This is a genomic window from Halomarina oriensis (assembly GCF_009791395.1).
Lineage (GTDB): Archaea > Halobacteriota > Halobacteria > Halobacteriales > Haloarculaceae > Halomarina > Halomarina oriensis.
Genome location: NZ_WSZK01000006.1, coordinates 16,962 through 26,143, shown reverse-complemented (window position 1 = coordinate 26,143; position 9,182 = coordinate 16,962). Strand labels below are relative to the sequence as shown.

General features: G+C 66.8%; 15 protein-coding genes. 6 read left to right on the top strand and 9 right to left on the bottom strand.

Annotated features, from left to right (window positions below; translation table 11 throughout):
* The first annotated feature begins 58 nt into the window (after window positions 1–58).
* From GQS65_RS01955 to GQS65_RS01940, 4 genes are all read left to right on the top strand, one after another.
* A complete protein-coding gene (locus GQS65_RS01955) occupies window positions 59–478 on the top strand; it encodes a cobalamin B12-binding domain-containing protein (protein ID WP_158202998.1) in 420 nt (139 codons plus the stop codon).
* Window positions 478–1,524, top strand: coding sequence for a methylmalonyl Co-A mutase-associated GTPase MeaB (meaB, locus tag GQS65_RS01950; RefSeq protein WP_158202997.1), 1,047 nt, complete (start codon window positions 478–480; stop codon window positions 1,522–1,524). Before GQS65_RS01955 ends, meaB begins: the two co-directional genes overlap by 1 nt.
* Window positions 1,525–1,592: 68 nt before the next feature.
* Complete coding sequence (locus GQS65_RS01945) at window positions 1,593–2,546, top strand: alpha/beta fold hydrolase (RefSeq protein ID WP_158202996.1); 954 nt, start codon at window positions 1,593–1,595, stop codon at window positions 2,544–2,546.
* Window positions 2,547–2,717: 171 nt separating this feature from the next.
* Window positions 2,718–3,122 (top strand): hypothetical protein, encoded by a 405-nt coding sequence (locus tag GQS65_RS01940; RefSeq protein ID WP_158202995.1) that lies wholly within the window; start codon window positions 2,718–2,720, stop codon window positions 3,120–3,122.
* Between the two features lie 151 nt (window positions 3,123–3,273).
* Here GQS65_RS01940 and GQS65_RS01935 read toward each other — a convergent pair whose 3' ends face one another.
* From GQS65_RS01935 to GQS65_RS01925, 3 genes are all read right to left on the bottom strand, one after another.
* A complete protein-coding gene (locus GQS65_RS01935) occupies window positions 3,274–3,618 on the bottom strand; it encodes a hypothetical protein (protein WP_158202994.1) in 345 nt (114 codons plus the stop codon).
* Between the two features lie 182 nt (window positions 3,619–3,800).
* Window positions 3,801–4,190, bottom strand: coding sequence for a Zn-ribbon domain-containing OB-fold protein (locus GQS65_RS01930; protein ID WP_158202993.1), 390 nt, complete (start codon window positions 4,188–4,190; stop codon window positions 3,801–3,803).
* Window positions 4,187–5,353: a thiolase domain-containing protein gene (locus GQS65_RS01925; RefSeq protein ID WP_158202992.1), complete on the bottom strand. Its 1,167-nt coding sequence runs from the start codon at window positions 5,351–5,353 to the stop codon at window positions 4,187–4,189. The genes GQS65_RS01930 and GQS65_RS01925 overlap by 4 nt, the downstream gene beginning before the upstream one ends.
* A 162-nt stretch (window positions 5,354–5,515) precedes the next feature.
* On the opposite strand from GQS65_RS01925, the gene GQS65_RS01920 reads away from it, so the two are divergent.
* Window positions 5,516–5,860, top strand: coding sequence for a hypothetical protein (locus GQS65_RS01920; protein WP_158202991.1), 345 nt, complete (start codon window positions 5,516–5,518; stop codon window positions 5,858–5,860).
* Window positions 5,861–5,886: 26 nt separating this feature from the next.
* Here GQS65_RS01920 and GQS65_RS01915 read toward each other — a convergent pair whose 3' ends face one another.
* Window positions 5,887–6,210: a DUF7111 family protein gene (locus GQS65_RS01915; protein ID WP_158202990.1), complete on the bottom strand. Its 324-nt coding sequence runs from the start codon at window positions 6,208–6,210 to the stop codon at window positions 5,887–5,889.
* 96 nt (window positions 6,211–6,306) lie between these two features.
* Here GQS65_RS01915 and GQS65_RS01910 point away from each other — a divergent pair, with 96 nt between their 5' ends.
* Window positions 6,307–6,600 (top strand): PadR family transcriptional regulator, encoded by a 294-nt coding sequence (locus GQS65_RS01910; RefSeq protein ID WP_158202989.1) that lies wholly within the window; start codon window positions 6,307–6,309, stop codon window positions 6,598–6,600.
* Window positions 6,601–6,612: 12 nt separating this feature from the next.
* Here the strand turns inward: GQS65_RS01910 and GQS65_RS01905 are convergent, their stop codons facing one another.
* The 5 genes from GQS65_RS01905 to GQS65_RS01885 form a co-directional block, all read right to left on the bottom strand.
* Window positions 6,613–6,939, bottom strand: a complete 327-nt coding sequence (locus tag GQS65_RS01905; protein WP_158202988.1) for a VOC family protein — start codon at window positions 6,937–6,939, stop codon at window positions 6,613–6,615.
* Window positions 6,908–7,054 (bottom strand): VOC family protein, encoded by a 147-nt coding sequence (locus GQS65_RS21815; protein ID WP_158202987.1) that lies wholly within the window; start codon window positions 7,052–7,054, stop codon window positions 6,908–6,910. Before GQS65_RS21815 ends, GQS65_RS01905 begins: the two co-directional genes overlap by 32 nt.
* 106 nt (window positions 7,055–7,160) lie before the next feature.
* Window positions 7,161–8,303 (bottom strand): acyl-CoA dehydrogenase, encoded by a 1,143-nt coding sequence (locus tag GQS65_RS01895; RefSeq protein WP_158202986.1) that lies wholly within the window; start codon window positions 8,301–8,303, stop codon window positions 7,161–7,163.
* Window positions 8,304–8,422: 119 nt separating this feature from the next.
* Window positions 8,423–8,626 carry a hypothetical protein gene (locus tag GQS65_RS01890; protein WP_158202985.1) on the bottom strand — a complete coding sequence of 68 codons (204 nt, stop codon included), beginning with the start codon at window positions 8,624–8,626 and terminating at the stop codon, window positions 8,423–8,425.
* Between the two features lie 68 nt (window positions 8,627–8,694).
* Window positions 8,695–9,159 (bottom strand): GNAT family N-acetyltransferase, encoded by a 465-nt coding sequence (locus GQS65_RS01885; protein ID WP_158202984.1) that lies wholly within the window; start codon window positions 9,157–9,159, stop codon window positions 8,695–8,697.
* Between the last annotated feature and the right edge of the window lie 23 nt (window positions 9,160–9,182).

The following is a 9,182-nucleotide window of genomic DNA, read 5'->3' as shown; positions in this document are numbered from 1 at the left end:
CGCTTTGGACCTTAGTCGCTTCGTTAGAGTCAATGTCCCACCCCGTGAACCCCAGGCCATGAGCGCAGACGCTGACCAGCGAACCATCCGCTGTCTGGTAGCGAAAGTCGGCCTCGACGGCCACGACCGCGGCGCACACGTCATCGCACGGGCGTTCCGCGACGCCGGCTTCGAGGTCATCTACTCGGGCCTGCATCGCTCGCCGGACGAAGTCGTCCAGGCGGCCGTCCAGGAGGACGTCGACGTGCTGGGCATCTCCATCCTCTCGGGGGCGCACAACACGCTCGTCCCGAAGATTCTGGCGGGACTCGACGAGTACGACGCGCTGGACGACACGCTCGTCGTCGTCGGCGGCATCATCCCCGAGGACGACCGGCCGAAACTGAAGGAGGCGGGCGTCGGCGGTATCTTCGGCCCCGGCGCGTCGATGGAGGAGGCCGTCGAGTTCGTCCGCGAGAACGCCCCACAGCGCGACTGATGGGCGACCTCATCGACGACCTGCTCGCGGGCAAACACCGGGCGCTCGCCCGCGCCATCACGAAGATAGAGAACCGCTCGCCCGGCTATCGTGACCTCGTCGGCGAACTCTACCAGCACACCGGCGACGCCGAGGTCATCGGCATCACCGGGTCGCCGGGTGCGGGCAAGTCCACGCTCGTCGACAAACTCGCCAAGACCTACCGCGACGAGGGCCTGACGGTGGGCGTCATCGCCATCGACCCCTCCTCACCGTTCACCGGCGGGTCCGTCCTCGGCGACCGCATCCGGATGGCCTCCGTGTCGGGCGACATGGACGTGTTCTTCCGCTCGATGAGCGCTCGCGGGAGTCTCGGGGGGCTCTCGACGGCCACCGCGGACGCCGTCAAGGCGCTCGACGCGTTCGGCAAGGACAAGGTCATCGTCGAGACGGTCGGCGCGGGACAGAACGAGATAGACATCGTGAAGACCGCCGACACGGTCGCCGTCCTCGTCCCGCCGGGCAGCGGTGACGACGTGCAGATGCTCAAAGCCGGTATCCTCGAAATCGGAGACGTGTTCGTCGTCAACAAGGCCGACCTCCCCGGCGCTGACCGCACGGTGATGGAACTGCGCGAGATGATCGACACGCGCAACGACTACACCCAGACGGCAGACCACCACGGTGCGGACGCGGCCAGCGAGGCCGCCGCCAGTGAGGCGATGGCCCGTGAGACCGACGACGAGGGGTGGACCCCGCAGGTCGTCGAGACGGTCGCCGAGGACGGGACGGGCGTCGACGACCTCATCGAGTTGCTCGCCGACCACGCGACCTATCTGGCGGAGTCGGGGAAAGGCGAGGAGCGTGCGCGTCAACGCTACGCCGAGGAGATTCGCACGCTCCTCCGCGAGGACGTCAACCAACTCGTCGCGGGCGAACTCGCCGCGCGTGGCGGCATCGAGAGCTACGTCCAGCGGGTGCTCGACCGCGAGACCGACCCCTACGCCGTCGCCGACGAACTCGTCGCCCCCATCGAGGAGTGTGTCGAGGCCGACCGCGACGGCTGAGAACGTGGGGCGGTGTGACTGCCCGCGCGTGGACAGGGATTAAGCGCCCGACCGTCGTACAGTGCGCTATGCGCTATCGCAACCTCCTCTATGGACTCGTCGGCGGCCTCGGGGCGACGGCCGCCGCGAACCGGGCACTCGCGGGGCAGGCGGAGACCCCACACACGCCGCTCGGCCGAGCGACGCAGACGTACCGCTGGCGTGGGTTCGACGTCTCCTACACCGAAGCCGGTGACCCGGACGACCCGGACCTCGTCCTGATTCACGGCGTCAACGCCGCCGGGTCGTCGGCGGAGTTCGTCGAGTGCTTCGACGCACTGGCCGAGGACTACCACGTCGTCGCCCCCGACCTGCCGGGGTTCGGTCTCTCGGACCGGCCGCCGCTGATGTACTCGGCGTCGCTCTACGAGACGTTCGTCACCGACTTCCTGCGCGATACGGTGGAGGACGCCACCGTCGTCGGGTCCTCGCTCACCTCCGCCTACGTCGCCAGAGCCGCGACGAGCGGGGCCGTCTCGGTGGACGAACTCGTGCTCGTCTGCCCGACGGCGACGACGATGCCCGGCCGCCGGACGTGGCTCCGCTCCCTGCTCCGCTCGCCGCTCGTGGGTGAAGGGCTGTTCAACCTGCTGTCGAGCGAGCGGTCGCTGCAGTACTTCCAGGCCGACCACGGCTTCGCGGACCCGAGCAACGCCGACGACGAGTGGCTCGAATACCGGTGGCAGCTCACCCACCAGCCCGGTGCGCGGTTCGCCCCGGCGTCGTTCGTCAGCGGCTTTCTCGACTCCGACCTCGACCTCGCGGAGACGCTCGCGGACGTCGACGCCGACGTGACCGTCGTCTGGGGCCGCGACGCCGACATCCTCCCGCTGGAGCAGGGCCGCGAACTCGCCGAGGCCATCGACGCGAAACTCGTCGTGTTCGACGACGCACTCCTCCTCCCGCACTACGAACACCCGACCGAGTTCGCCGCCGTCGTCCGGGGCGACGTGGTCGACGACCTGGAGTACGTCGAAGCCTGAGCGGAAGAGAGCCAACGCTCTTGTCTGCCAAACTTGCGACTGGCACACTCGGAATGTGAGCGAAGGGATCAGCCACTGTATTTATTGCCGGTATTGTTAGACAGAGAGCGTGAGTGTATCGAGCAACTGGACCGACAGAAAGCTTATCGCAATAGTACATGGAATCGAGACATGCCTCTCCGTCGACGGTTTGGTCCTCTCATCATCGTCTGCTTGCTGGTGGCAGTTTCTGGCTGTTCGGTGCCAAACATTGGCGGGTCATCAGAGGGGTCCACAGGAGTTGTACTTGAGAACGAGTACAACCAAACAGAGCGTATCAACCTCTCCATTCAGAGCGAGAACACCACGGCTCAATTTAATCTGACGCTCACGCCCGGCATGGGGGTCGACCTCCATGAAGCGTTCTCACAGCAAGGTGAGTACAGGGTCACTGTCCAGCGAGGAGACGACGCTCCGGTTGCCGGACTCGTTGGTATCGGTGAGAACGCCGATGGCGAACGTGTCGGAGGGACAGTCCTGATAACGGTTGATGAGGATGGTTCGTTCGTTATCACGGGATTGGAGCAGCCGCCGTAAACCCGCAACACGAACCCAGCGGCGTGCTATACTCGCGGCACGTGTCTAACAGCTGAGCCACGGCGGATCGGTACGAAAGAAAGCTATCTCGTTGCTTGCCGGTCTTGTTAGACAGAGAGCGTGAGTCTATCAGACCTGTCCCACTCCGTAGTTACGGGACTCTCATCATCCGACGTGTCGAATCGTCATATTCGGCGTACACCTCGACGGTTTGGTCGGGGTTCAAACGGAACGTCACGTCGTCCCCCGCTTCGTCAAGAATGTGGTCGGTGGATGTTGACGATGTATTGGCGAGGCGAGCGGTGTACTGGTTCGCTCGCCCCATCTGCTCAACGCGTATTGTCGCGGTGCATGATGGGTCAGCGGACTCGTCACAGCTGTAGGTTGCTCGCACCTTGTGCTCTCGTTCACCATTACCGGTGAGGCCCCGTGTAAGGTCCGAACAGCCAGCAGTCATGGAGATGCCGAGGAGGGCGAGGAGGGACCGTCGCTTCATGCAGGCAATTTCGTGGTTTTAAATAAATACTTTCTCCTGACGGGTGATACACTCGCGGCACGAGTCTAACAGCTGAGTCACCAGAATCCCATATGAAATAAACACGGCGGGCGACTGTGGGGAGAGCGTTGGCCGGTGCTACCAGCGACGACACACTGACGCTGTCGAAAGAAGGTTGTGACCTACCGCGGGTCGAGCGTCAGCACCCGGTCGCCAGTCGTCTCCGAGCGACCGACACTCACGCCGACGGTCATCCCGACGGACACCTCGTCGGGGGCGGCGTCGACGATACCGGTCAGGCGGACTTCGCCGAAGTCGGCGACGGCCGTGACGTAGGGCACGTCGTCGGCGAACTGTGGGGTGGCGACCCGGACGACGGTGAACGTCTCGACGCGCCCCGAGTCGGGGAGGGACGTCTCGGTGAGGGCCTGTGAGCCACAGTGCGGGCAGACCCGCCGTGGCGGGAGCGACCCGTGGCCGTTCTCACACGAGCAGTAGTAGCCCGACCCGTCCTCGACGGCGTCGAGCAGGTCGTCGAACCCGTCCTCGCGGGGGGCGTCGTCGGCGCTCATCGTTCGACCTCCAGAACGTGGACCGTCGCACTGGCGACGGTGCCGCCGGCGTTGTGCGCCAGTCCGACTCGCGGGTCGTCGAGGTCCGACGAACGCGGGTGGGTCCCGCGCAGGAGTTTCGTCAGCGAGGCGATTTGGGCGACACCGGTCGCGCCGACGGGGTGGCCCTTCGCCTTCAGACCGCCCGAGACGTTGATCGGGAGTCGGCCGTCGCGGGTCGTCTCGCCGTCTCGGGCCGCGCCGACGCCCTCGCCGTAGTCGTAGAAGCCCAGCGCCTCGATAGCGAGGACTTCGGCGATGGTGAAACAGTCGTGGACCTCCGCGAGGTCGACGTCGTCCGGGCCGATACCGGCGTCATCGTAGGCCATCTCGGCGGCCTTCTCGGTGGCCGGCGAACGTGCTAGCCACTCCCGGTCGTGGAGCGCGAGTTTGTCGCCACCCTGCCCGCTGCCGGTGACGGAGACGGCAGCGTCGAGGCCTTCGCGCTCGGCGAACTCCTCGCTGACGAGCACCGCCGCGCTCGCGCCATCGGAGATGGGACAGGAGTCGAACAGCCCCAGTGGGTCGGCGATACGCGGCGCGTCGAGTGCCTGCTCGACGGTGATGGCGTTTCGGAACTGCGCGTACTCGTTGGGCAGGGCGTTGTCGTGGTTCTTCACCGCGACGTGCGCGAGGTCCTCGACGCTCCCGCCGTACTCCTCGAAGTAGGCGGTGGCCATCAGCGCGTACGCGCCGGGGAACGTCATCCCCGCGCGAATCTCGTAGAGGTCGTCCGCGGCGATGGAGAGGCCGTCGGTGGCTCCCGCGGTGCCCATGTTCGTCATGCGTTCCATCCCGCCGACGAGGACGACGTCGGCCTCGCCGTTTCGGACGGTCTTGACGGCCTCGCGGACGGCGACGCCCGAGGAGGCACACGCCGTCTCCAGTCGTGTGGCGGGCGCGTTCACGCCCACCGCCTCGGCCATCAACGGTCCCTGATGGCCCTGGTGTTCCGCCAGTTCCCCCATGAAGTTCCCGAAGAACAGGTGCTCGACGGTCGGCGGGGCGACCCCCGCGTCGTCGAGTGCGGCCAGTCCCGCCTCCGCGAAGAGGTCCCGGCCCGTGCGGTCGGGCATCCGCCCGAACGGCGTCAGTCCGACACCCGCGATACGTACCTCTGACATGGACTGACGTACTCGGTTGCGCCGTATATGTCTGCCGCGAGACGGCGCGAGAACGCACGAGCGAACCGCTTACGCTGTTCTGGAATGGTCGGTCGAAGATTAACAGCGTGCGAGAGCTACCGGCAGTCGACAGTTTCGTTCCCGCGACCCGACAGGTCGGAGATGAGTCTGAACTCCCTCCTCGGACTCGGTGCCGTCTACGGCCTCGGCGGTGGTGGCCTCACCGCCGCCCTGCTCTCCCCCGTGCCCGCCGTCCTCGACCGCTCGCCCCCGGCGACCGCGTTCGTCGTCGGGATGGGGGCGTTGATGCTCGGTCCGTTGCTCGTCGCCACCTCCGACACCGGTCTCGACACCGCGACGGCCGGCGGGGTGGCCGGCTTTCGGGACACCACCGACCCCTCGAAGTACCAACCGGAGACCATTCCGATGTCGGGACGGGTGGAACTCGCCTGCGACCTCGTCGGCCTCGGCGTCTGCTGTCTCGCGGCCGTCGGTCCGTTCGTCTGAGTCGACGCGACGGTCACGCGGCGCGGCTACATCCCCATGTCCGAGGCGGCGTCGGGCACGGGCAGGTCGTGGACGGCGACGGCCAGCAGTTCGGCGACGTGGTCGAGCGCCATGTCGAACCCGTAGTAGCGTTCGAGTTCGTCGCCGTCGGCGGTCGGTCTGACCTTGAGCATCGCGTACCCCTCCACGTTCTGGGCGACCGCTGCCGTCCGACCCGCACGCTCGTAGGCCAGCACACGCTCGGTCTCGGTCTCGTAGTAGCGGGCGGTGATGCCGTTCGCTTCGGCGGTATCGGTCGTTTCGTGGTCGTCCGTCCCGTCGTGCTCCTCGCTCGCGTCGGCGTCGCTCATACCACTCGTTGTCGTGCCACCCCGTCGTCTCTGTCGGTTCCGGAACGAGCGCCCGAGAACCACAACGGCCGAGTCCCCGGCGACGGACCTCGGGGTATGCGCTGGCTGGAATCCGGCACCCGACGGGACATGTGCGCCGCCCTCCTCGCACTCGGGGAGGCGCGTGGACCCGAACTGAAGCGCCGTCTCGAACGCCACTACGACGACCGACTGGACTCCAAGCGGTTCTACGACCGCCTCTCGGCGCTCGAGTCCTCGGGCCACGTCGAACGCCACGTCGACGGCCTGGACGACATCTACTCGTTGACCGAGCGTGGCGAACGGGGCGTCCGCGCCCAACGACAGTGGCTCACCGACTGCGTGGAGACCGCAGACGAGAACGAGGAGTAGTCCGACGAGCGGTCAGTTGGCGGTCGCCTCGTCCAGCAGCGCCGCCATCGCCGCCTCGTCCATCTCGCGGGGTTCGACGAGGTCGAAGACGTTGCCGTAGCGGTCCTCGAACTGCACCTCGACACCCCACGGGTTGTCTTCGGGTTCGCCGTGGAACGCGACACCCGCCTCGCGCAAGCGGTCGTACTCCGCCCGGCAGTCGTCGGTGCCGAGGACGAACGCGACGTAGCCGGGGACCTGCGCCCCGACACGCTCGCGTTGCGCGTCGGTCTCCGGTTCCATCAGCGAGAACTGCGGCAGTTCCTGCTCACCGGGCGAGACGGTCAGCCAGCGACCCATCCCCCCCCATGTCCACGTCGTCGCGTTTCACGAATCCCAGTACCCGAGTGTAGTACGCGAGCGCCTCGTCGAGGTCGTCGACAAGCAGCGTCGCGTGCGAGAGTTCTGTTATCACGGCCAGTATCCTGTTGGATTCTCGAGGACATGAACGCGCGCCTAGCGGGGTGAGTGAAAGTGAACGTGAGGACGGCCGGCGACCGATCGAGAAGCGGCGCTCGCGCTCAGTTCAGCAACTGTGCGGCGATGGTGTTGCGGAGCACCTCGCTGGTGCCCTCGTATATCTCGTTGAGTTTCGCGTCGCGGTAGAACCGTTCCGCGGGGAAGTCCTTGGTGTAGCCGTAGCCGCCGTGGATCTGGATGCCCTCGTTGGCGACCTCACGGGAGACCTCGCTGGCGTAGAGTTTCGCCTGTGCGGCCTCCTTGACGTAGTCCTCGCCGCGAATCTTCTTGTCCGCCGCCTGGTGCATCAGCAACCGCGCGGCGGACGTCTTCGTGTCCATGTCCGCCAGTTTGTGCTGGATGGACTGGAACCCGCTGATGGGCTGGTCGAACTGTTCGCGTTCCTGACTGTACGCCAGCGCCTCGTCGAGGGCGGCCTGTGCGATACCGACACCGCGAGCGGCGATGGTGATGCGCCCGCCGTTGAGCGTCTTGAGCGCGTGGACGAACCCACGCCCCTCCTCGCCGAGTCGACGGTCGGCGGGGATGCGCAGGTCGTCGAAGCGGAGTTCGGCGGTCGGACAGCCCTTGTCGCCGAGTTTGTCCTCCGTGCCCTCGACGATGAACCCGTCGTCCTCCTCGGGGCGGACGATGAACGAGGAGATGCCCTTGTTGCCGGCGTCGGGGTCGGTCTTGGCGAACAGCGTCACCGTGTCGGCCTCCGACCCGTTCGAGATCCACAGTTTGTTGCCGTTGACGACGTACTCGTCGCCGTCGCGTTCGGCGGTGGTGCCCATCGCGGGCACGTCACTGCCGGCCTGCGCCTCCGAGAGCGCGAACGCGCCGATGTCCTCGCCTTCCGCGAGCGGCGTCAGATACTCCCGTTTCTGCGCCTCGTCACCGAACTCGTAGAGCATGTTCCCCGCCAGCGAAGTGTGGGCGGCGACGATGGTGCCGACGCCGCCGGAGCCACGCGATATCTCCGCGAGGCCCAGCGCGTAGGAGTGATAATCGAGGCCGGCCCCGCCGTACTCCTCGGGGAACGGCATCCCCATCAGGCCGAGTTCGCCCATCTCGCTCACGAGATCGTGGGGGAACTCGTCGTCGTGGTCGATGTCGGCGGCACGCGGGACGATCTCCTCGTCGACGAACTCGGAGACCATCTCCTCGATCTGCTTCTGCTCGGGCGAGAGGCTGAAGTCCATACCTCGCCTCCGAGCCATCCGGACTTCATTGTTGGCATCACCACCGCTGACGGCGCGTTGCGGCGAAACGAGAACGAGGACGCGGAGCCGTCACCGGGGCCGCCGGGAGGCCGACGGGACTACCGGCTCCGGTCGTAGAGGCGAATGGCGATCTGGAGGGCGAAGCCGACCCAGCTGAAGCGGTAGGCGACGACCGCCGCCAGTACGAAGAGCGCCGCGATCCGCCGCTTGCCACGGGAGAGCGCGAGGGCGGCCTCGAAGAGCATCGACAGCGCGCTCGTCGTCCTGGTAGTTCCGTTCGAGAGGAGATCTCCGAGTGTCATCGCCACGGGGAGGCGACGAGACGGCAAAGCGTAGCGCCACGCAGGTGCCGGGTGACCGACCGTCGAGCTCAGAGCCACTTCTGGTAGTAGAGGATGTCCGTACCCCACTCCGGCAGGGGACGGCGGTCGACGAGTTCGTACCCCCGCGACTCGACGGCGCGGTTTCGCTGCTGGAGGTGGCCGTTCGTGTCGAGGACCACTCGAGCGTACCCACGGCGGTCCGCGAGCGCCTCGAGCGTCCCGACGAGGTCGTCGACGACCTCCCCGTCGCGCCACGTCGGGAGGACGCGGACGCGTCGCAACCCGACCGTCTCGTCGTCGGTCGGGAGGAACCCGCCCGTCGCGACGACCCGGTCGTCGACCACGCCGACCAGGAAGTCCCCGTCGACGAGGTAGTACCGCTCGACGTCGTGGAGGTCCGTCGCCCACGCGGGCGAGAAAATCGGCATCGCCTCCGAGAGGTCACGGACGTGGACGTCCCAGACCGCCGCGGCGTCCGTGGGGCGATAGCGCCTGACCTCGGGAGTCCTCACAGACTGAACGCGTGAACGCACCC

What these genes read in the sequence shown, in the direction of transcription:
- GQS65_RS01890 (WP_158202985.1), bottom strand. Translation starts at nt 8,626, where the DNA reads ATGACACTCGGAGATCTCCTCTCGAACGGAACTACCAGGACGACGAGC.
- GQS65_RS01910 (WP_158202989.1), top strand. Translation starts at nt 6,307, where the DNA reads ATGCGCTGGCTGGAATCCGGCACCCGACGGGACATGTGCGCCGCCCTC.
- GQS65_RS01895 (WP_158202986.1), bottom strand. Translation starts at nt 8,303, where the DNA reads ATGGACTTCAGCCTCTCGCCCGAGCAGAAGCAGATCGAGGAGATGGTC.
- GQS65_RS01940 (WP_158202995.1), top strand. Translation starts at nt 2,718, where the DNA reads ATGCCTCTCCGTCGACGGTTTGGTCCTCTCATCATCGTCTGCTTGCTG.
- GQS65_RS01930 (WP_158202993.1), bottom strand. Translation starts at nt 4,190, where the DNA reads ATGAGCGCCGACGACGCCCCCCGCGAGGACGGGTTCGACGACCTGCTC.
- GQS65_RS01915 (WP_158202990.1), bottom strand. Translation starts at nt 6,210, where the DNA reads ATGAGCGACGCCGACGCGAGCGAGGAGCACGACGGGACGGACGACCAC.
- meaB (WP_158202997.1), top strand. Translation starts at nt 478, where the DNA reads ATGGGCGACCTCATCGACGACCTGCTCGCGGGCAAACACCGGGCGCTC.
- GQS65_RS01925 (WP_158202992.1), bottom strand. Translation starts at nt 5,353, where the DNA reads ATGTCAGAGGTACGTATCGCGGGTGTCGGACTGACGCCGTTCGGGCGG.
- GQS65_RS01920 (WP_158202991.1), top strand. Translation starts at nt 5,516, where the DNA reads ATGAGTCTGAACTCCCTCCTCGGACTCGGTGCCGTCTACGGCCTCGGC.
- GQS65_RS01955 (WP_158202998.1), top strand. Translation starts at nt 59, where the DNA reads ATGAGCGCAGACGCTGACCAGCGAACCATCCGCTGTCTGGTAGCGAAA.
- GQS65_RS01935 (WP_158202994.1), bottom strand. Translation starts at nt 3,618, where the DNA reads ATGAAGCGACGGTCCCTCCTCGCCCTCCTCGGCATCTCCATGACTGCT.
- GQS65_RS01945 (WP_158202996.1), top strand. Translation starts at nt 1,593, where the DNA reads ATGCGCTATCGCAACCTCCTCTATGGACTCGTCGGCGGCCTCGGGGCG.
- GQS65_RS01905 (WP_158202988.1), bottom strand. Translation starts at nt 6,939, where the DNA reads ATGGGTCGCTGGCTGACCGTCTCGCCCGGTGAGCAGGAACTGCCGCAG.